General features: G+C 64.3%; 21 protein-coding genes. 4 read left to right on the forward strand and 17 right to left on the reverse strand.

The window, feature by feature from the left end; all coding sequences use genetic code 11:
* Window positions 1-261: 261 nt before the first annotated feature.
* The 12 genes from IT775_RS15085 to IT775_RS15140 form a co-directional block, all read right to left on the reverse strand.
* A complete protein-coding gene (locus IT775_RS15085) occupies window positions 262-1620 on the reverse strand; it encodes a 3-hydroxyacyl-CoA dehydrogenase (protein WP_212701958.1) in 1359 nt (452 codons plus the stop codon).
* Window positions 1617-2561 carry a helix-turn-helix transcriptional regulator gene (locus IT775_RS15090; protein WP_246525628.1) on the reverse strand — a complete coding sequence of 315 codons (945 nt, stop codon included), beginning with the start codon at window positions 2559-2561 and terminating at the stop codon, window positions 1617-1619. Before IT775_RS15090 ends, IT775_RS15085 begins: the two co-directional genes overlap by 4 nt.
* Window positions 2562-2618: 57 nt before the next feature.
* Window positions 2619-3074 (reverse strand): acyl-CoA thioesterase, encoded by a 456-nt coding sequence (locus IT775_RS15095; RefSeq protein WP_218958632.1) that lies wholly within the window; start codon window positions 3072-3074, stop codon window positions 2619-2621.
* Window positions 3061-4248 carry a benzoyl-CoA 2,3-epoxidase subunit BoxA gene (boxA, locus tag IT775_RS15100; protein WP_212701960.1) on the reverse strand — a complete coding sequence of 396 codons (1188 nt, stop codon included), beginning with the start codon at window positions 4246-4248 and terminating at the stop codon, window positions 3061-3063. The genes IT775_RS15095 and boxA overlap by 14 nt, the downstream gene beginning before the upstream one ends.
* Window positions 4245-4418, reverse strand: a complete 174-nt coding sequence (locus IT775_RS15105; protein ID WP_212701962.1) for a hypothetical protein — start codon at window positions 4416-4418, stop codon at window positions 4245-4247. The genes boxA and IT775_RS15105 overlap by 4 nt, the downstream gene beginning before the upstream one ends.
* A gap of 82 nt (window positions 4419-4500) precedes the next feature.
* Window positions 4501-5952 carry a benzoyl-CoA 2,3-epoxidase subunit BoxB gene (gene boxB, locus IT775_RS15110; RefSeq protein WP_212701964.1) on the reverse strand — a complete coding sequence of 484 codons (1452 nt, stop codon included), beginning with the start codon at window positions 5950-5952 and terminating at the stop codon, window positions 4501-4503.
* 76 nt (window positions 5953-6028) lie between these two features.
* Window positions 6029-7690: a 2,3-epoxybenzoyl-CoA dihydrolase gene (boxC, locus tag IT775_RS15115; RefSeq protein WP_212701966.1), complete on the reverse strand. Its 1662-nt coding sequence runs from the start codon at window positions 7688-7690 to the stop codon at window positions 6029-6031.
* A 136-nt stretch (window positions 7691-7826) separates the two neighbouring features.
* Window positions 7827-8306, reverse strand: coding sequence for a DUF309 domain-containing protein (locus IT775_RS15120; RefSeq protein ID WP_212701968.1), 480 nt, complete (start codon window positions 8304-8306; stop codon window positions 7827-7829).
* A 23-nt stretch (window positions 8307-8329) separates the two neighbouring features.
* The gene (locus tag IT775_RS15125) at window positions 8330-9154 is read right to left on the reverse strand and encodes an alpha/beta fold hydrolase (protein ID WP_212701977.1); all 825 of its coding nucleotides are present in this window, start codon (window positions 9152-9154) and stop codon (window positions 8330-8332) included.
* Complete coding sequence (locus IT775_RS15130; protein ID WP_212701987.1) at window positions 9148-10692, reverse strand: benzoate-CoA ligase family protein; 1545 nt, start codon at window positions 10690-10692, stop codon at window positions 9148-9150. Before IT775_RS15130 ends, IT775_RS15125 begins: the two co-directional genes overlap by 7 nt.
* A 21-nt stretch (window positions 10693-10713) precedes the next feature.
* Window positions 10714-11181, reverse strand: coding sequence for a 4-hydroxylaminobenzoate lyase (locus IT775_RS15135; protein WP_212701989.1), 468 nt, complete (start codon window positions 11179-11181; stop codon window positions 10714-10716).
* Window positions 11182-11425: 244 nt separating this feature from the next.
* Complete coding sequence (locus tag IT775_RS15140) at window positions 11426-12475, reverse strand: TRAP transporter substrate-binding protein (protein ID WP_212701992.1); 1050 nt, start codon at window positions 12473-12475, stop codon at window positions 11426-11428.
* A 255-nt stretch (window positions 12476-12730) separates the two neighbouring features.
* On the opposite strand from IT775_RS15140, the gene IT775_RS15145 reads away from it, so the two are divergent.
* Together IT775_RS15145 and IT775_RS15150 are read left to right on the forward strand one after the other, a co-directional pair.
* Entirely contained in the window at window positions 12731-13135 is a 405-nt protein-coding gene (locus tag IT775_RS15145; protein ID WP_212701993.1) for a PaaI family thioesterase, read from the forward strand.
* A gap of 48 nt (window positions 13136-13183) precedes the next feature.
* Entirely contained in the window at window positions 13184-13876 is a 693-nt protein-coding gene (locus tag IT775_RS15150; RefSeq protein WP_246525630.1) for a hypothetical protein, read from the forward strand.
* 55 nt (window positions 13877-13931) lie between these two features.
* On the opposite strand, the gene IT775_RS15155 is transcribed toward IT775_RS15150, so the two are convergent.
* Together IT775_RS15155 and IT775_RS15160 are read right to left on the reverse strand one after the other, a co-directional pair.
* Window positions 13932-14366: a c-type cytochrome gene (locus IT775_RS15155; RefSeq protein WP_246525632.1), complete on the reverse strand. Its 435-nt coding sequence runs from the start codon at window positions 14364-14366 to the stop codon at window positions 13932-13934.
* Window positions 14363-14782 (reverse strand): c-type cytochrome, encoded by a 420-nt coding sequence (locus tag IT775_RS15160; protein ID WP_212702002.1) that lies wholly within the window; start codon window positions 14780-14782, stop codon window positions 14363-14365. Before IT775_RS15160 ends, IT775_RS15155 begins: the two co-directional genes overlap by 4 nt.
* 296 nt (window positions 14783-15078) lie before the next feature.
* Here IT775_RS15160 and IT775_RS15165 point away from each other — a divergent pair, with 296 nt between their 5' ends.
* Complete coding sequence (locus IT775_RS15165; protein WP_212702150.1) at window positions 15079-15492, forward strand: DMT family transporter; 414 nt, start codon at window positions 15079-15081, stop codon at window positions 15490-15492.
* A 78-nt stretch (window positions 15493-15570) separates the two neighbouring features.
* Here IT775_RS15165 and IT775_RS15170 read toward each other — a convergent pair whose 3' ends face one another.
* Complete coding sequence (locus tag IT775_RS15170; RefSeq protein ID WP_212702004.1) at window positions 15571-16254, reverse strand: ABC transporter ATP-binding protein; 684 nt, start codon at window positions 16252-16254, stop codon at window positions 15571-15573.
* Window positions 16247-17536 carry a lipoprotein-releasing ABC transporter permease subunit gene (locus tag IT775_RS15175; RefSeq protein WP_212702012.1) on the reverse strand — a complete coding sequence of 430 codons (1290 nt, stop codon included), beginning with the start codon at window positions 17534-17536 and terminating at the stop codon, window positions 16247-16249. Before IT775_RS15175 ends, IT775_RS15170 begins: the two co-directional genes overlap by 8 nt.
* A gap of 164 nt (window positions 17537-17700) precedes the next feature.
* On the opposite strand from IT775_RS15175, the gene IT775_RS15180 reads away from it, so the two are divergent.
* Window positions 17701-19020, forward strand: coding sequence for a ferredoxin reductase family protein (locus IT775_RS15180; RefSeq protein ID WP_212702020.1), 1320 nt, complete (start codon window positions 17701-17703; stop codon window positions 19018-19020).
* Between the two features lie 330 nt (window positions 19021-19350).
* Here the strand turns inward: IT775_RS15180 and proS are convergent, their stop codons facing one another.
* Window positions 19351-20703 (reverse strand): proline--tRNA ligase, encoded by a 1353-nt coding sequence (proS, locus tag IT775_RS15185; protein WP_212702022.1) that lies wholly within the window; start codon window positions 20701-20703, stop codon window positions 19351-19353.
* Window positions 20704-20777: the final 74 nt, after the last annotated feature.

A 20777-nucleotide genomic window follows, 5' to 3' on the forward strand; every position in this document is an offset into this window, starting at 1 on the left:
GGTCAGACATTTTACCGCTCGTTTTTCGAACGGTGAATCACGCCACCCGGCGGAAATCAATGGGTCCTGACCCTAGGCACCTAGAAACCCTATCCATTTCTACAAATACACTGCCAACCATAGCCCACGCGCCCGGTCCGGGGTGGGTGCGGAACGCGCCCGGTCCGGGGTGGGTGCGGAACGCGCCCGCCCATGGGGCGGGTCGGGCGCGTAGCCTGATGCTTTGCATCAGGCTTTGGGATGGGCGGCACGGGGAGTTCCCTACCCGCAATCCGCCAGTTTCCGGCCGGTTTTCGCGGCGTCCAGCAACAGGGGGCTGATCCGCCATTCGGCCGGGTCTTCGGCGGCGAAGGCCTGCAGCCGCGCGACGATATGCGCCGCGCCCAGCGTGTCGGCGTAATGGATCAGCCCGCCGCGCGCGCGCGGGAAGCCCAAGCCGTGCACGCTGACCAGGTCGATGTCGCTGGCCCGCCGCGCGGTGCCGTCGCGCAGGATTTCCGCCGCCTCGTTGATCATCGCCAGCAGCAGGCGTTCGCGGATTTCGTCGTCGCTGAAGGCCCGGCGGGTGACCTTGGCGAAATAGGCTTCCTCCAGCACCAGATCCTCGAGCAGTGGGTCGATCACCTTGCCGCCGCCACCCGGGTAGCGGTACCAGCCCACCCCCACCTTGCGGCCCAGCCGGCCCTCCTGCACCATGCGGTCGGAAATCGGGATGTAGCGGCGCGCTGGATCGCGGTGGGCATCGGCGCGGCGTCTTTCGGCATAGGCGATGTCGAGCCCGACCTGATCCTGCGCCTCGTAAGGGCCCATCGCGAAACCGAACGCCTCCATCGCTTCGTCCAGTTCCCACGGATTGGTGCCGTCCATCAGCAGGATATCGGCCACCTCGAGGCAGCGCGCGGTGAGGCGGTCGCCGATGCCGCCCTTGCCGGGGCGGACCGGCACCGGGATCTTTCCCAGCCGCCGCACCAGCGCCAAACCGGTGGCCAGCGCGGTGCCCGAGGTGGCCGGGGCGCGGGCGATTTCCACCAGCGTCGTCCGATCGGCGGGGATGGAGAAATGCAACCCGAGCAGGCGCGAGGGATCGTTCAGGCCTGCCCCGATAGCGGCGAAATCGGTCGTGGCGCTGCCGGAGGCAAGGATCGCGCCCGCCGGCATGTGCCGTTCCAGCGTCCGGAACATCCCCGGCTCGTCCGCCGGGTTTTCGGGACAGGCCACGATTGCCAGCATCGCGGTAGCCGCCGCGGCGATGTCGTTGCCGGTGCGTAGCCGGGCGGTGGCCTCCGCCGCGCCGGTCACGCCGCTTTCGCGTTCGATCCGGGCGCGGCGGTCAAGATGGTCGCGGGCCCGCTGCAGATCCGCGGCGTCGTCATCCAGCAACAGCACGCTGAGCCCGGCCCCGAGGAGTTCCCGGGCAATGCCCACCGCCATCATGCCGCTGCCCAGCACCGCGACGGTGTCCAGCGCCACCGGGTCGGCTCGCAGCCCGTCCGGCGCCGTGGCGGCCCGTTCGGCCCGGTCGATGTGGCGCAGTGCCCGGCCATCCGGCCCCGTCGTCGCCGAGCTGCGCCGTGGTATCCTGCCCCCCTGCCCCGCGCGATCCGCGGCGCGGCGGGTCATTCGATGAAACCGCGCTCTTCGATCAGCGTCAGCAGGCGGCGCAGCGCGACATCCTCGGACACGTGCGAGGTGTCGAGCATGGCCTCGGCCCGCTCGTACAGCACCTCGCGGCTTTGCAGGATCGATTTCAGCTGCGCCATCGCTTCGGGATTGCCGGCCATCGGACGTTCGTCGCCCTGGGCGCGGACCCGGTCCATGTGTTCCTCGGGGGTGGCCTTGAGCCAGATCGTGTGGAAGCGCGACAGCAGCTTGCCGTAGGTGCCCGGTTCTGCAACGATGCCGCCTGCGACGGCAAGCACCACCTTGTCATGGGTCGCCACCACCCGGTCCAGCGCGTCGGTTTCCAGTTTGCGGTACCCTTCCTGCCCGTACAGCGCCATGATCTCGGACACCGGCATGCCGGCGTGATCCTCGATTTCGCGGTTCAGTTCCAGGAACGGGATGCCCAGGTCATCGCCAACGCGGCGCCCCAGCGTCGATTTGCCCGCCCCGCGCAGACCGATCAGGCAAATCCGCGACGCACGCAACGATCCCTCGGCTTCATAGGACAGCAGCCGGGTCACCGCCTTGCGCGTTTCCCGGTCGGCCGAGCGGTAGAGTTCGGCGATCCTCTGCACGTCGGAATTCCACGGGTCCTCTTCGCCCACCAGCCATTCGATGCGGTGATCGAGAGCATCGGCCACCCGTTTCAGCAACCCGATCGAGATATTGCCCGCGCCGCTTTCCAGCTGCGCCAGATAGCGCGGCGACACGCCGGAAAGTTCGGACAGCACGCGGCGCGGGATGCCCTTGCGTTCGCGCACCCGGCGCACCCGCTGCCCGACTTGGGACAACAGTTCCGCGGCGGCCTCTTCGGCGGATTTCACAGTGTCGGGACCGGTCACTTTGCCGCTGAATGTGGTGATTTCCGCCATGCCGACCTCGAGTGTAATATAATGCATATCATAGGTGAATGACGGCGCAAATCAATCATCCAGCCCATCAATGCGCCCGGTTTCCTAGCCGGACTGCGCCGCGGGAATCCGGGCTTCCACGATCCGGCGGATTTCTTCGGGCGGGGGCGACTTACGGAACTTGTCGGCTATTGTAAACACGTTGACGAAGCGGCCGGAAAAACAGGTCACGCCATCCTGCACCCCATCGACCCGGAATTCGACCGAGGTGTCGCCCAGCCGGGTCGGCCAGACGTGACAAATCAGCCGGTGCCGGGGGGTCACCGGGGCGGTGAAATCGAGCGACATATGCACGAAGGGCGTGCCCATATTGCGGTCCAGTTCCATCTGGAACCAGCCGTCCCCCCCAAGGTGATGTTCCCACCAGCCATTGATCGCATCGAGCGCGAACCACGGGATGCGCGCGGTATAGGCGATCCGGGCCGGGTCGCAATCCCCCCAAGTCACCCGGATTTCGTGCCGGTACGCGGTTTCGGGACGGCCCGTGTCAGTAGGTTTCAACGTGGTACCTGCCTTCTTCGCGCATCACGTCGCGCAGGGCGACCCATTGTTCACCAAGGCTTTCGGCGATCGAGGCGAAGGCCCTGTCGACCCCGTCCTCCATGCCGCGCAAGCCGCAGATATAAATATGGGTTTTCGGGTCCAGCAGCAGGTCGGCGACCTTATCCTGTTCCTGAACGATCCGGTCCTGCACGTATTCCTTCGGTTCCCCTTCGAGCCGGCTATAGACCAGGTGCTGGTCCAGCAGGTCCTGCGGCACCTTTTTCAGCGGCCCGAAATAGGGCAGGCTTTCGGGTGCCCGGGCGCCGAAGAACATGGTCATGCCGCCCGATTTGCCGCCGACCGTGCGCTGCCGGCGCATGGTGAAGGCGCGCATCGGCGCGGATCCGGTGCCGGTGCAGATCATCAGCAACCGTGCCTGCGGATCGTCGGGCATCAGGAAGGTGGCGCCGAACGGGCCGGTTATCCTGACCTCGTCGCCCGGCTTCAGGTCGCAGACATAGTTTGAGCACAGCCCGTTTTCTTCCCGTTTCACCGTCAGCGAGAGATTGTTGAAATTCGGCCGCTCGCCGTCGCGCGGGCTGGAAATCGAGTAAAGCCGCGGCAGGTGCGGATTGCCGTTTTCGTCCGCGCCCGGCGGGATGATCCCGATCGACTGACCTTCCAGCACCGGGAACGGCGTCGCGCCCAGATCAAGGATGATGTGGCGCACGTCGTGACCGGGGTCGTCGGTCAGGCTGTAATTGCCCTGCACCCGGGCGATGGCGGGCTTGCCCAGATTGTACATGTTGACGCTGGGCTTGGCGGCGGTCGCAGGCGCCCTGGCCTTGCCCCCTGCCCCCTTGTGCGCATCGGCCAGCAGCGCGGCCATCGCATCGTCCAGCGCCTCGACCGAGGTGGCGGCCTCGTCGAGCCCCAGATCGTCCTGCCCGGGCAATTCGTCCCAGGAAAACTGATCGTCCATCGAATAGGGGGTCGCCACCACCCGCCATTCGTCGATCGACCCGGTCGGGCAGACCGGGATGCAATCCATGCAGAAATCACAGGCCTCGGCATCCACCACCACGTTGTTGTCGTCATGGTGGATCGCGCCCAGCGGGCAGGTCATTTCGCAGGTGTAGCAGCGAATGCAGATTTCGGGGTCGATCAGATGTTGTTTGACCGGCTTGTTCATTCCGCGCTCTCCCGCTTCAGCAGGGCATCTGGGACCGTCATCATGTCGATCAGGACCCGGCACAGGCCCTGGCAGCCGGTGCATCCGATACAGGGGCCGTCCATCTTGATCAGTTGCTGGCCGATCTCCGCAGTGCGCGGGGCGTAGCCGGAAAGTCGTTGCGCTTCCATGGTCGGTCTCCTGCTGTTGGTCCTTCGTCCATTCCGTGCCGGCAAGGCGGCGCACCGCCTTGCCCGTCTTTTCGCGTGAGGCTCACGCCATGTGCAGTTTAACGTATTCGAAATCGCCCGGCTTGTTGTCGATGCCGACTTTCGGCGCAGCGATCCAGCTGGCGTACTGGCCCGGTTCGTAGACCGGTTTCATCAGCGACTGGATGTAGTCGCCATCGGCATGGGTCGGCAGCCAGTTCTTCACGCCCTCGTCATATTCCGCGCCGGACACCAGCACGCCGTCGGGATTGAAGTTATGCCCCGAGAAGACGCCGATCTGGCGGTGGAAGGATTCATGCGGCAGTTTCAGTTCGAACTGGATCCCGGCTTTTTCGATGATCTTGTTCCAGCGGCCGACACCGCCCGAGGCGTCCCGGGTGTAATCGTCGCGCAGGCGCATGTTGATCGCGGTCAGCGCCGGAACGTCCTTGCGCACCACCTTGCCGTCTTCCAGATCCCACACCGTGTAGGTGTCGTTCTTCAGCATGTGGTCGTCGTCGAGCCGGTGTTCCTGGTAGCGGCCCTTGATCCCGGCATTGAAGGCGTTGGCGGCATTGGTCGACACTTCCTGGCCGAACAGGTCCAGCGACAGGGTGTAGTGCAGGTTCAGCTTCTTCTGGATCGTCGGCAGGTCGATCACGCCGTAGCTGCGGATCTTGTCGATATCGTAGGGATCTTCGATACCGTGTTCGTTCATCACCTCGCAGGTCTTCTGGATGGTGCGGCCGACGCCGGTTTCGCCCACGAACATGTGGTGCGCCTCTTCGGTCAGCATGAAGCGGCAGGTGCGCGACAACGGGTCGAAACCCGATTGCGCCAGGCTTTCCAGCTGCATCTTGCCGTCGCGGTCGGTGAAATAGGTGAACATGAAGAAGGACAGCCAGTCCGGGGTTTCCTCGTTGAAGGCGCCCAGCATGCGCGGCGCTTCTTCCGACCCCGAGGAACGGCGCAGCAGATCATCGGCTTCTTCGCGGCCGTCGCGGCCGAAATACTTGTGCAGCAGGTAAACCATCGCCCAGAGGTGACGGCCCTCTTCCACGTTGACCTGGAACAGGTTGCGCATGTCGTAAAGCGACGGCGCCGACAGCGCCAGGAACCGCTGCTGTTCGACCGATGCCGGTTCGGTGTCGCCCTGGATCACGATCAGGCGCTTGAGCAGGTTGCGGTATTCGCCCGGCACTTCCTGCCAGGCCGGTTCGCCGGCATGTTCGCCGCAGGGGATGCGGCGGTCTTCGACCTCGGGAGCCAGCAGGACGCCCCAGCGGTATTCCGGCATTTTCACATAGTCGAACTTGGCCCAGCCCTTCGGATCGACCGAAACGGCGGTCCGAAGATAGACCAGCGATTGCTGGAAATTGTCGGGGATCAGGTCGTTCCACCAGTTGATGTAGCCCGGATGCCATTTTTCCAGCGCCTTGAGCACGCGCTTGTCGGAGCTGAGGCCGACATTGTTGGGTATCTGGGTGTCATAGCTGACATTGATCAGGTCGAGCATTTGTTTCCTCCTCTGGGAGGTGGGTTGCAGCCCCACCCTGCCGGCTTAAGCAGGGCCGGATCACCCCACCATTCTGTCACACACGTTCCATATTGTAGTCGCCCCGGATGCCGGTGCCGTAGCGCTGCAGGGCGCCGTCCGGGCCGACCGCGTTGGGGCGATTGAATATCCAGTTCTGCCAGGCAGTCAGCCGGCCGAAGATGCGGGTTTCCATGGTTTCCGGCCCGGCGAAGCGCAGGTTGGCTTCCATCCCGGTCATCGCGTCGGGCGAGAAGCTGGCGCGTTCTTCCATGAAGACGCGGATTTCGTCTTCCCAGTCGATATCGTCGAGGATCATGGTCACAAGTCCCAGATCGTCGGCCTCTTGCGCCTCCAGCGCATCGCCCTTGGCACCCGCGGCCCTGTCCACCGCTTCGGGTTCCCCGAGGAAACGGGTCTGCAGGCGGGTCAGGTCGTTGCCCATCGGGAACGGGCCGAAATTGGCGTCGGTCAGGGTGACGGTGGCAAGCGGACGGTTATCGCCTTCGAATTCGTCCTCCATCATGTAGCTGCGATCCACCGCGAACAGGATTTCGGCAAAGATGCCGGTAAAGCAGGACCCGTGTTCGACCAGCGCCACCATCGAGCGCGAGGTCACGTCGATCCGCTTGAGGATCCGCTTCCAGTATTTCAGCACCTCATTGGCCAGCCAGTGATCGGCGTTTTGCATCAACAGCGCTTCATGCGAGACCAACCGTTCCGGATCGCCCTGGGTGCGGAACACCAGCAGGCCCAGTTCCATTTCGTTCAGACGCAGGTGCAGGATCGCGTCGTCCAGTTCGCGGGCGACCCGCAACATGTAAGCCTGATCGCCCTCAGCGGTGAAGGCATCCATGTCGGCGGGGGCGTCGGCCTCAGGGCCGTGAATGGTAATGGTGGCGGTGCGTCCCTTGCGATCGACCACGACCTCGACCGCGGAATAGGTGAGCGAACCGTCCTCGGCGATGGTGCGGTTCAGCGGGGTCAGCGCGATCCCCTGCTCCACATCCGGCTTGGACGAAGCCGCCGCGAATTCCCGGGCACGTTTCTGCACGGTGTCGTCGAACTTGGAATTCGGGATCACCTCGTCGACAAGTCGCCAGTCCTTGGCCCGCTTGCCGCGCACGCCTTCCTCGATCGAGCAGAAGATGTCGGCGCGGTCACGGCGCACCTTGCGCTTGTCGGTGACCCGGGTCAGGCCGCCGGTGCCGGGCAGCACCGCCAGCAGCGGCACCTCGGGCAGCGCGACGGCGGACGAACTGTCATCGGTCAGCATGATATGGTTGCAGGCCAGCGCCAGTTCGTAGCCGCCGCCGGCGCAGGATCCCTTGACGGCGGCGATGTATTTCTGCCCGGAATCTTCCTCGGCCGCCTCATAGGTGTTGCGGGTTTCGTTGGTGAACTTGCAGAAGTTAACCTTGTGACCATGCGCCGCGCCACCCAGCATGCGGATATTGGCGCCGGCGCAGAACACCTTGTCCTTGGCCGACTTCATCACCACGACCTTGACCTCGGGATGTTCGAACCGCATCCGCTGAACGATATCGGACAGTTCGATATCCACCCCCAGATCGTAGGAATTCAACTTCAGCTTGTAGCCGTCGAACAGGCCGCCGTCTTCGTCCACATCCATGTAGAGGTTGGCGACGGGCCCGTCATACTCCACCCGCCAGTGGCGGTACTTGCTGGGGTCGGTCTGGAAGTCGATGACCTTGGTCATGGACGGTCTCCTTTCATCTCGTTAAGTGCACTATAGTGCTCTATTCATCATCGTAAAGCAGGATATTGCAGATATTCAGCCAAGCTATTTCAATTATTGGCAATTTTTCCGCAACAATCGCATTTCAATCTTCGTACTATGCATTATGATGCATATTTTTTCCATCAGACTCGATCGACACCACCGCTCGAACCCCCGCCAGATCCGCGCGACCCAGCCCGAGAATCAGCGCGCCGCCGCGACCGAAGGCTTCTTCCGTCAGATCGTCCGCCAGGCGCAGCAGACGCTGCGCGGCGGCAGGCCGGTCCATGACACGCTTCAGCGCGGCATTGGCGAACTGTATCACCGCCTGCGCCAGCAGTTTCTCGGCGCTGTTGGGCGGGCAGGCCATCCAGACCGGCTCCAACACTTCATGCGCCTCCCAGAAGAAACCTTCGCGCAGCAGATCAAGCCCGATCCGCCAGGCAGGACTGCCACCGGGGTCTGGCATGGCTTCCGTCACCGTGGCCCTGATCGGATCGAACAGATCGCGCGGGTGGCGTGGCGTCCGCCCCGGCAGATAGGCATGGGGCGGCCGCCAGGCGAACAAATCCGCTTCGCTTGCAGCCCGGTCCATCATCCGTTCCTCCGCCTGCGGGACTATGTGACCGGCACGCTTTCGTGCTCGATCCGTTCCAGCCGGTCGGCGAATTCCGCGATTTCCGCCAGTGTCCGCTCCGGCTGATCCAGATGCGGCGCATGGCGGCAATCGTCGAGAATGGCGATTTCGACCGGCGCGTAGCAGCGACTGTCGATCTCCTCGATCTGCGCTAGGGTGCCGTATTGATCGTCGCGCCCCTGGATCGCCAGAACAGGGATGCGCAGGTAATCTATCACCTCGCCCACATTCCAGTCCTTGAAGCCCGGCGCCAGCCAGCTGTCGTTCCAGCCGCGGAAGGCATTATCGGGATCGCGATGATAGCGGGCCATTCTGTCCCTCAGATCGCCGGTCTCATAGAGTTCCTTCGCCTTGGCGATCTCGGCCAGCCCCATGTCTTCGGTGAAGAAATGCGGCGCCATCAGGATCAGCCCGCGGACGCGGAAATCCTCGACCGAACCGGCATAGATCGCGGCGATCGTGGCACCGTCGGAATGTCCGAACAAGATCCCGTTCTGAAAACCGATCACGTCGAGAGCCCCGGGCAGCACGTCCAGCGCCTCGCGGGTCATGTAATCGAGCGGCCGCGGCAGGTCGACGGGATCGGATTGGCCATAGCCCGCGCGGGAATAGACGAAGACGCCGAAGCCGGTGGCCTGCGCCACCCGCTGCGGAAAATCGCGCCATAGCGCCACGCATCCCAGGCCTTCATGCAGCATGACGATGGTAGGGGCCTGCTCCGGCGCGGGGCCGAAACAGGCATATTCCAGCGACTTGCCCCCGGCGGTCAGCGCCCCGGTTTGCCCGTCCTTCCAATCGATCAGCATCGTTCCGGCCCCCGCAATTTGAAGCGCTGTATCTTACCGGTGGCGGTTTTCGGCAGGTCCGGCACCACATCGACCCAGCGGGGATATTTCCACATGCCGATCTGTTCCTTGACGAAATCCTTCAGATTCCCAATCTCCGCCTCGTTGTTGCCGTCCTTCAGCACGACGTAGGCCTTTGGCTTCTCCAGACCCTTTTCGTCCGGCCACGGCACCACCGCCGCCTCGAGAACGGCAGGATGTTCGATCAGGGCCTGTTCGACCTCGAAGGGCGACACCCAGATGCCGGACACCTTGAACATGTCATCGGTTCGGCCGCAGTAGACGAAGCGGCCCTCGGCGGTGCGTTCGTACTTGTCGCCGGTGCGGGTCCAGTGGCCTTGGAAGGTCGCCTGGCTCTTGTGGCGGCGGTTCCAGTAGCCTTCGGCCGAAGACGGCCCGCGCACCAGAAGTTCACCCACCTCGCCGTCACCGACATCTTCGTCATGTTCGTCGACCAGCCGCACCTCGTACCCCGGCACCGGCAGGCCGGAAGTGCCATAGGCGATGTCGCCGGGTCGGTTCGACAGGAAGATGTGCAGCATCTCGGTCGACCCGACACCGTCGATGATGTCGACGCCCCAAAGCGCCTTCCAGCGCTCGCCGACATCGCGCGGTAGCGCCTCGCCCGCCGAGGTGCAGAGCCGCAGCGCGGTTTCGGGCTTGCCGCCGTTTTTTTCCTGCGCCGCGACAAGGGCGGCGAACAGCGTGGGCACGCCGCAGAAAATCGTCGGCTTGTGGGTAGCGAACAGATCGAACACACCGTCCGGCGTCGGCCTCCCGCCCATCAGGATCGTCGTCGCGCCCACCGACATCGGGAAGGACATGGCATTGCCCAGCCCGTATGCGAAGAACATCTTGGCCACCGAATAGACCACGTCATCCTCGCCGATCCCGACGACACCCTGGCCGAACAGCTCGGCCGTCGCCTGCAGGCTGGAATGCACATGGCGCACCCCCTTGGGCATACCGGTGGACCCCGAGGAATAAAGCCAGAAGGCCAGTTCGTCGCCGCTTGCCTGCACCGTGTCGACCGGATCGGCCCCGGCGATGAAATCGGTGTAGCTTTCGGTTCCCTCGGGCGCGTCGCCGATCACCACCACCGAGCGCAGGAAGGGATTGCCGTCAAGCGCGGGCCTGACCGTGTCCCACAGGTCCTCGGACACCACCAGCACCGAGGCGCGGCTGTCGGTCAGGATGTCTTCATAGATCTGGCTGGACAGCAGCGTGTTGATCGGCACCGGGATGGCACCGGCCTTCAGCGCGCCCCAGAACACCACCGGAAATTCGATCTGGTCGCGCACCACCATGGCGACCCGTTCTTCCCGGCGCACGCCGTGACGGTAAAGCGCCCCGGCGAATGTCGACGTTTCCTGCGCCAGCCGACCATAGCTCAGGTCGCGCCGTTCGCCGTCGGCTTCGCGGAAGGCGAGCTTGTCGGCCCGGCCTTCGGCGATATGACGGTCGACAAACCAGACCGCCGCGTTTTCATTGTCTTTCATGGCGTCCTCCCTCGCCCCGGCTCACTTGCCGGTGAATTCGATTGCGCCCTCCGGCAGCAGATACAGGATGTAAGCGTCGCCGCCCGATACCGTCGGGTGATGCTGTGTCCCGGGTCCGTAGACGTACCAGCCCTCGGGCCGGCCATCGAAATGCGGATCGCCCGACAGCGGCATGATCGCCCCGATTTCGCCGGTGGTGTGGACGTGATGCGGGCCGCGCACATCCTTCATGCGCACCACGTCGACGCTGAAATCGCCCGCCTCCGCGCCCGGCTTGACCGCGCGACCGAACTTGATGCCGCCCGCTTCGCGCGCCATCAGCCAGCCCTCCGCCTCACCCTCGGCGCAGAGCCGCGCAAGGGCGCGGAAATCTTCGCCCCCGGCCGGGAACTCCGCGTTCAGCTTGTCCTCGAGCGCCTGATCAAGCGGCAGCCCGGCAATGCCGTCGGCCACCTTTCCCATCAATTCCATGAATTGCTGCTGTGACACCTATTCCTCCCAAAATACGAGTCGATTTGTGCGTTATCCTGCATCACGACCAACGGTATTGCAAATATTTTGCGCCGCTTTTTGCATTTTATTGCACATTTCGCGATCCCGAGCGGATGGAACATCCCCCTGCTGCTCCTGCGGCCACGATCAGGGCGCAGCCGCATCCCGGAAAATAGCCCTTGGCGCATAAGAAATGGGCCGCGGCGATCCCCGCCACGGCCCATTCCTGTCGTTCCCGGGGTCAGTTGGCGCCGGGATATTCCGCCATCAGCGCGCGGGCGCGATTGATCAGCGACTGACCGTCGATGCCCTTGGATTCCAGATCCGCGACCCAATCGGCATAGATCGGTTCGACCAGAGCCGACCATTCGGCGGCGGCCTCTTCGCTGACGGTAAAGACGTTGTTGCCCCGCTTCACCGCGATTTCGCGGGCCGGGCCGTCGGCATCGGCCTGCGTGCCCCCCGCGAAGATGGAGAACTCGAGGCCCGAATTCTTGTCGATTACGGCCTTCAGGTCATCGGGAAGCGATTCGTACTTGTCCTTGTTCATCGCCAGGACGAAGGTCAGGTCATACAGCGCCGGACCGTCGAACTCGGTGTGGTTGCTCACCAGTTCCGGCACCTTCAGCGCGGTGGTCACTTCCCACGGAATGGTGGTGCCATCCAGCACGCCCTTGGCCAGGGCCTCGGACACGGCGGGCACCGGCATGCCGACCGGGGTCGCGCCGACGCGGTTCAGCAGGTCGTTGACCAGACGCGAACCGCCGCGGATCTTCATGCCTTCCAGGTCGCTGGGCACATGAACCGGCTTGTTGGTGTGGAACATGCCGGGCCCGTGCACCCAGGTCGCGAGAATCTTCACATCCCTGAAGTCGGTGTCCTGCATGTCGGATTCGAACAGTTTCCAATAGGCGTAGGACGCCGCGCGGGCATCTTCGACGAAGAAAGGCAGTTCGAACACCTCGGTGCGCGGGAAACGTCCCGGCGTATAGCCGACCACCGTCCAGACAACGTCGGCGACGCCATCGATGGCCTGATCGATCAGTTCCGGCGGCTTGCCCCCCAGTGCCATCGAGGGAAAGCGATCGACCTCGATGCGGCCACCGGAATCCCGTTCAACATTGTCGGCCCAGACATCCAGCACCAGCCGCGGCACATTGGCCTGCGGCGGCAGGAAGTGATGCAGGCTCAGGGTCACCTCCGCAGCCATTGCGGGGATCGCGGTCATGCTGGTGGCAATGGCGACGGCGGCCGCACCAGCAAAGCCGAAAAGCTTTCTACGTGTAGTCATATTTCCTCCCGTTGCCTCGCTATTGAGGCATTATATTGCCAGCGCATTGCTGGGAGCCGACCGATCATCCGCGGCCAGCCAAGATTTTCATTTCATATTTCGCACTATATTGCAACTTTTTTCAGATTTGCGGGCCTTCTGCTGTTTTCAGGCCGAAAACGACGCGGCCGCGCGGGAAATCGGGACCCCACGACGCTTGCAGCGCGGGGGCGTTTTCCATACCGTCCCGGCACCGCAACCCGCGAGGAGCCGCCCATGAATTCGCAAGACATCACGAACCTGCTGCAAGACAATTTCGCACCCTGGGTGCTTGATCTGGGACTGACGGTGGAGGCCGTCAGCCCCGAGGAACTGACCACCAGGATGCCTTTGACCGACCGGCTGGCACGGGTGGGCGGCATCGTGTCGGGGCAGGCGCTGATGGCGATGGCGGACACCACGATGGTTCTGGCGGCCTGCGCCGCGCGCGGCGGCTTTCATCCCTTTGCCACCACCAACATGGACACCCAGTTCCTGCGCCCCGGCAAGGGCACAGCGATCCTGTGCCGGGCCGAGATCATCCGCGCGGGCCGCGCGCTGACCTTCGTGCGCGCCACGATGAGCGAGGAAAGCTCGGGCAAGTCGGTGGCCACCGCCACGGCGACGCTATTCGCGGCCTGACGAACCGCCCCGCCTGCGCAAAAGGGGCTGGACCCGGACGGCGTCAGCATGCCTAATCGCGCCATGCGCTTTGCCCCGATCCTTCTGCTGTTCCTCGCCGCCTGCGGCCGCCCCCTGACCGAGGGGGAAAAATCATTCGCCGCAACGCTTTACGGCGACGATCTTGACACCAGAAGGGTGCGGCTGGCGGACGGGCATTTCGCCCGCAGCTTCACCTTCAGCTATCCGGCGCGGCCGCGGGTGACCTGTCAGGAACGGGTATTTCCACCGGTGCAAACCGACACCATCAAATGGTCGCCGGCAGCCACCACGATCTTCAACACCGTGTTGCTGCGCGACGACCTCTACCGGGACGATTTCACCCGGGAATACAAGCCTGGCACCGATCTTTACGCGCTGATGCTGTTCGCCCATGAAACCGCCCATATCTGGCAATGGCAGAACCGCAGCGAAACCGGCTATCACCCGATGAAGGCGGCGCGGGAACATGGCACCGGTGAAGATCCCTACCTGTTCGACCTGCAAAGCTCTGCGCGGTTCCTCGACTATTCCTACGAACAGCAGGCCTCGATCGTCGAGGAATACGTCTGCTGCCGGGCGCTGGCGCCGAACGCGGCGCGCACCGGGCGGCTGCACGAAATGCTGTCTCAGGCCTTGCCGGTGGACCGGATGCAAAGCCGGATCGACGCGATCGCGGCGGTGCCGTGGACAGGGGCCGATACGCGCGGCATCTGCGATTGAGGCCTCAAGCCGGGGACCGGGGCATGACGCGCGCCGGGCCGGACCTGTACGGGGCCTAGCGCTGAATGCTTTCGAGATAGACCATCAGCGCCGCCAGCGGCCGCGGCACCGGCGAAAGGTTCCCGTCGCCGACATCCACCGGCACGGTGCTGCCTTCCAGCAGCAGCCCGAATTCCGGCATGTTTTCACCCGGGGTGTCCATCCGGGTATAGCCATCGATCACCGACAGCACATGCGCGCGCGGGAACTGGCCGTCATAGCGGCGGGTGATCGCGGTCAGGTCCGCCGGGGCCGGGCGCAGGCCCTTGGCGAATTCGCCATCGCCGCGTCCCGTCGCGCCGTGGCAGATCGAGCAATTCTCGGCATAGAGCGCAGCCCCTTCGCCGGCTTCGGGCATCGTTTCATTGGCACAGGCGACCAACAGCGCCACGCCCGCCAGTCCGGCCAGGATCATATGGGGTTTCATCTGCGCCTCCGTCCGTTTTGTCATTCTTCCTGAATGGTTAGCAGATAAGTCACCAGATCGGCAATCGGTCGGCTGGTCATGACCGGCTGACCGTTGGCGGCTTTCATCGCGGAATCGTTTCCTTCGAAGAACTCGCCGTAGACCGGCATCGAACTGCCATGGCTGACCAGCGGGTCGCGCCCGTCGATGCGCCGGATCGCCCGGAGCAGCGGGAAATCGCCGCCATTGTCCGCCGCCAGCTTCGACAAGGCGACGGGTTGCACCAGCAGAATCGGCGCCATCGGCCCGTCGCCCCTGGCTTCCAGCCCGTGGCAGGTGGCACAGTGGCGCATGTAAAGATCGCGCCCCGCCGCGATCTGGGCGGAATTGTCGATTTCCTGCGCCTGGCCCGTTGTGGCCAGCGCGGTGAAACAAAGTGCTGCGAGAATCGTTCTTACCATCCGGCTTCTCCTTCCCTGCGTGTCGCGGTTTCCGGCAGTTTGACAGAACCGGCGCAATGCCACTTTGACACGTATCATGTTCGCGGCGATAGCCCCGGAACGCACCGGCCGGGGCTTTGCGGGCCGCGCCCTGACCGCCACCCCCTGCCCCGCGTGATGAGCGGCCCGGTTACCGGTTCCGCCGCCACGACGATGCCGCGACTATCGGGGTGACAAGCAGGACGGTTTTCACCATCCTGCCGCCGAAGCAACCCGGAGGACGCGCCTTGCCCCAGACGACCATTTACGCCCTGACCATGTTCGCCGCAGGCGTCGGAATCCCGATTCTGGCGGCGCTGAACGCGGCGCTTGGCGGCCGGATCGGATCGCCGGTGGCAGCCGCCGCGATCCTGTTCACGGTGGCGTGGGTCGCGGTCGCGGTGTTGCTGCTCACCACCGGGGCGGCGCCGCTGGCCAAGGCCGCAAGCGCCCCCAAGCACCTGTTCCTCGCCGGGCTTTTCGTTGCCTTCTACGTTCTGTCCGTGACCATCGTGGCGCCGAAATTCGGCATCGGCAACGCGATCTTCTTCGTGTTGCTGGGGCAATTGTTCTGTGCCGCCGCGATCGACCACTTCGGCTGGTTCGGTGCGCTGCAAAGCCCGCTGACGATCAAGCGCACGCTGGGAATCGCGTTGATGTGCCTCGGCGTGTTCCTGGCCCGCAAGGTCTGATCGTTCTGGCGGTCGGACCGTAGGCCGCCCGAAGCGCCGCCGGACGGGCGATATGACGGCGGCGCGGCGCCTGCCCGCTCACGCCTCGGTCAGGGTGCCGTTGTCCATGTGCAACACCCGGTCCATCCGTGCCGCCAGTTCCAGGTTGTGGGTCGCGATCAGCGCCGACATTCCGGTGTCGCGCACCAGTTCCATCAGCGTCCCGAACACCTGATCTGCGGTACCGGGATCGAGGTTGCCGGTCGGCTCATCCGCCAGGAGCAGCGCCGGTTCGTTCGCCAATGCCCGGCAGAAGGCCACCCGCTGCTGTTCGCCGCCCGACAGGGCGCCGGGACGGTGATCGGCACGCCCCCCCACGCCGACCCGCGCCAGCAGGTCGGCCGCCCGCGTCACGGCTTCGCGCTGATTGCAGCCGTGAGCCAGTTGCGGCAGCACGATATTTTCCAGCGCGGTGAATTCCGGCAGCAGGTGGTGGAACTGGTAGATGAAGCCGATGTCCTCGCGCCGCGCGGCGGTCCGCTTGCGGTCGGACAACCCGACCATTTCGCGGCCGCAAATCCGCACCGATCCGGCATCGGGCGTGTCCAGCAGCCCGGCGATGTGCAGCAGCGTCGACTTGCCCGCCCCCGAGGGCGCGACCAGCGCCACCACTTCGCCATGCGCGATGGTCAAATCGGCGCCGCGCAGCACCTCGACGGCATTTGGCAGGCCCTTGTTGTAGGTCTTGGTGATGCCCGACAGGGCCAGCACGGGATCATTCATAGCGCAGCGCCTCCACCGGGTTCATCCGCGCCGCGCGCCGCGCCGGAAATATGGTGACGATGAAACTCAGACCCAGCGACAGCGACACCGCGCTCAGCACGTCGCCCAGTTGCAGCTTGGCCGGCAGGTTGTAGATACCGCGCACCGACGGGTCCCAGACACCGCCGCCGGCAAGGTAGTTCACCATCGAAAAGATCGGGTCGATGTAGACCGCGAACAGGCAGCCAAACAGCACGCCGAACAGCGTGCCGATAAGCCCGGTGAAGGCGCCACAGATGAAGAACACCCGCAGCACCGATCCCTCGGTCAGCCCCATGGTGCGCAGGATGCCGATATCGCGGCCCTTGTTCTTGACCAGCATGATCAGCCCCGACACGATGTTCATCGCCGCGATCAGCACCAGGATCGACAGGATCACAAACATCACGTTGTCCTCGATATCGAGCGCACGCAGGAACCCGCCCGAGGCGTCGCGCCAAGTCCAGACCTGCACCCCGTCGCCGCCGGCCCGCATCAGCGACAGCGCCATGTCGTCGATCTTCTCCGGCTCCGCCACCATCACTTCCAGCTCGTCGGCGACGCCTTCGCGGTTGAAGTAGGACTGCGCCTCGTCGAACGGCATGTAGACGCGCACACGGTCGATGTCGTAGCGCCCGGCAGAGAAGACATAGACGACTTCATAGGCCTTCACCCGCGGCGAGGTGCCGAAGGCGGTCTTGACCCCGTTGGGAGAGATTACCTTGACCTTGTCGCCCAAAGACACGCCCAGTTCGCGTGCCACGCCCGACCCGATGGCGATGCCCTCGGCGAAACGGTCGATATCGCCCATGCCGGTGTCGGCGGCGACGATGCGGGGAATGGTTTTCAGATCGTCGAGCGCGATGCCGAACACCTCGATCCCGGCATTGCGGCCGCGCGCGTTGGCCATCACCTGCCCCTTGACCAGCGGCGCCACCCGGGTCACGCCGGGCACCTGCCGGATCTTCCCGGCCATGTCGGCGTAATCGGGGATGGTGCGGTCGATACGGCCGGTGACCGGATCGACCCGGCCGATATTGTAGACCGTCGCATGGGCATTGGCGCCGAGGATGGTATCGACGAACTCGGCGCGGAACCCCGAACGGACCGCCAAGGTGGCGATCAGCGCGAAAACCGCCAGGGTGATGCCGATGAGCGAAATCCAGGTCATCACGCTGACCCCGCCCTCGGCGCGGCGCGCGCGCAGGTAGCGCCAGGCGATCATCCATTCGAAACGTGAAAAAGGTGCTGTGCTGCCCGCCATCATCCGGCCCTTGCTTGGTTTTCCCAGAGGTGGCCCAGCGGCGGGCGGAGGTCAAGTTTCAACTTGCCGGGCGGGATCGCACCGGGCACAGTTCCCTGCGTATTTTGCTGGTTTTCCGGAGACCGTCGCAGTAGCCATACCCAAGAGACAGGGAGTTACGGATCATGCCGGTACGGCTGCTGATCATTCTTTATCTGTTCGCCACCTTGCTCCCCCTGTGCTCTGCTTGGCTGCAGGGGCTTGCGCCACGGTCCATCGCCGATGAACTCGCATCGGGCGCAGGGAGCCTGGCTCTGGCCGTCATTCTGGCCGAGTTCGTGCTGCTGGGCCGCTATCGGTTCGTGACGCGCAGGGCCGGCACCGATATCGTGATGCGGATGCACCAGCTGCTGGCCCGCAGCGCGGCCGTTCTGGCGGTGATCCATCCCTTCTTCTACACTACCCGCCGTGCGCCGGCGCCCGACTGGGACGTGAGCCGGCAATTCTCGGTGACGCATGACTTCTCGGCAATCTGGCCAGGCATCATCGCGTGGCTGCTGCTACCCACGCTGGTGCTGATGGCGATCGGCCGAAACGCACTGGCATACCGCTATGAGACATGGCGATTGGTGCATGGGCTGGGCGCGGCGCTGATCGCCGTATTCGGCGTACTGCACGCATTGCGCGCGGGCCGCTACAGCGCCGACCCGGTGATGGTCTATGTGTGGCTTGTCCTGCTGGGGGGGGTGCTGTTTGCCTTTGCCTATGTCTACGTCTTGACCCCCGCCGCACAACTGCGGCGCCCTTGGCGGGTGGCAGCGGTCCGGCCCATTGCGAAAAAGACCTGGGAAGTCACGCTGCGCCCCGAACGCGACACCGCCTTTCACTATCGCGCCGGGCAGTTCGCCTGGCTGAACCTGGGGCACAATCCGTTCAGCCTGCAGGAAAATCCCTTTTCGATCAGTTCATCGCCCGCGTCCGGATCGGAAGTCGGCTTTATCATCAAGGAACAAGGCGATTTCACCCGGACCATCGGCCAGGTACAGCCCGGGTCCCGCGCTTACCTGGACGGGCCGCACGGGCACCTGACGATAAAAGATCATCCAGCCCCCGGCATCGCCCTGATCGCCGGCGGGGTGGGCATCGCGCCGCTGCTGAGCATCCTGCGCGATCTTCGGGCCACCCGCGACACCCGTCCCACGACGTTGCTTTACGGCAACCGGAGCGAAGATCAGATCGTCTACCCCGACGAATTGGAGAGCCTGGCCCGCGATCACGGCACCCACCTGATCCACGTCCTGTCGGAACCGCCCGAGGATTGGTCGGGCGAGACCGGCATGGTTTCGCCTGACCTGCTGCGCGCGGAATTCGGGGGGGAGGAGCATAAGCATTGGCTCTACGTGCTCTGTGGCCCGCCTGCCATGATAGAATCAATCGAAAACACTCTGATGGCTCTCGGTGTTCCCTCGGGAAAAATCCTGTCGGAAAGGTTCAGCTATGACTAGGTGGCTCTCGCGCCAGCCGCTGCGCCGTCGCATCGCGCTGGTCTTCACGGTTTTGAACGGGGCGGGATTGCTGGCGCTACTGACCTTTGCCCTTCGGGGGCTGGTGTGACCAGCCATTTCGCCAGCAGTTTGCCGGAGACGGCGCCCTTGGGGATCAAGGCGCCGATAAATCCCCGCCGCCCCCGCGCAACAGCCGGCCGGTTCCGGGCGCGGCGCTTCGCATTCGCCACCGCGACGGCAGGTCACTTCCACCACGCCATAACCAACCCAGCCGGATGTGCCGCGCCGGCCTGATGACCGGCGCATGCGCTTGCCAGAACGGTGAACGGATCAGAGCCCGGTCACGCGGTGGTTGGCGTAGATCTTGATGATCTTTTCCACCGCCTGTTCGGGCGGCAGTTCCTCGCTTTCGCCGGTGCGGCGGCTGGTCAGTTCCACGACGCCATTCTTCAGCCCGCGCGGCCCGACGGTGATGCGCCAGGGCAGCCCGATCAGGTCCATGGTGGCGAACTTGCCGCCCGCGCGTTCCTTGCGGTCGTCGTAAAGCGGTTCCAGACCGGCGGCGGTGAAGCTGTCGTAAAGCGCTTCGCAGGCGGCGTCGGCTTCCTCGTCGCCCTGTTTCAGGTTGACGATGCCGACGTGGAAGGGCGTCACGCCCTCGGGCCAGATGATGCCGTTTTCATCATGGCTGGCCTCGATGATCGCGCCCAAGAGGCGCGACACGCCGATGCCGTGCGATCCCATGTGAATCTGCACCGGCTTGCCGTCGGGGCCCTGCACGGCGGCGTTCATCGCGTCCGAATACTGGGTGCCGAAATAGAAGATCTGCCCGACCTCGATCCCGCGCGCGGTGCGGCGGCGTTCCTCGGGGATCTGGTTGAACAGCGCCTCGTCATGGGTTTCGTCGGTGCGGGCATAGCGCGAGGTGAATTCCTCCAGCACCGCCTGGCACTGTTCGACGCTGTCGTAATCGATTTCGCGGTCGCCGAAACTCAGATCGGTGATTTCGCTGTCATAGAACACCTCCGATTCGCCGGTTTCGGCCAGAACCAGGAATTCGTGGGTGTAATCGCCGCCGATCGGGCCGCTGTCGGCGCGCATCGGGATCGCCTGCAGCCCCATCCGCTCATAGGTGCGCAGGTAGCTGACCAGGTGGCGGTTATAGGCGTGCAGCGCATCTTCTTTCGACAGGTCGAAATTGTAGCCGTCCTTCATGTAGAATTCGCGGCCCCGCATCACGCCGAAGCGCGGGCGGATTTCATCACGGAATTTCCACTGGATCTGGTAGAGCGTCAGCGGCAGGTCCTTGTAGGAATTCACATGGGCGCGGAACACGTCGGTGAACATTTCCTCGGCGGTGGGGCTGTAGAGCATGTCGCGCCCGTGCCGGTCCTGCATCCGCAGCATTTCTTCGCCGTACCCGTCGTAACGGCCGGATTCGCGCCACAGGTCGGCCGATTGCAGCGTCGGCATCAGCATCGGGATGTGACCGGCACGGATCTGTTCTTCGTGCACGATGTTTTCCAGCTTGCGCAGCACCTTGAAGCCCAAGGGCAGCCAGGCATAGATGCCTGCCGACTGCTGCTTGATCATGCCTGCGCGCAACATCAGCCGGTGGCTGACGATCTGCGCTTCGGACGGGTTTTCTTTCAGAACGGGCAGGAAATAGCGCGACAGACGCATGAATGACCCCTTTGGCCTTGGAAAATCGAGTTGAACGACGGTTTAGAAGGTGTCGGGCGGGCAGACAAGCCCGT

Source organism: Thalassovita aquimarina, assembly GCF_018219815.1.
Classification (GTDB): Bacteria; Pseudomonadota; Alphaproteobacteria; order Rhodobacterales; family Rhodobacteraceae; genus Thalassobius; species Thalassobius aquimarinus.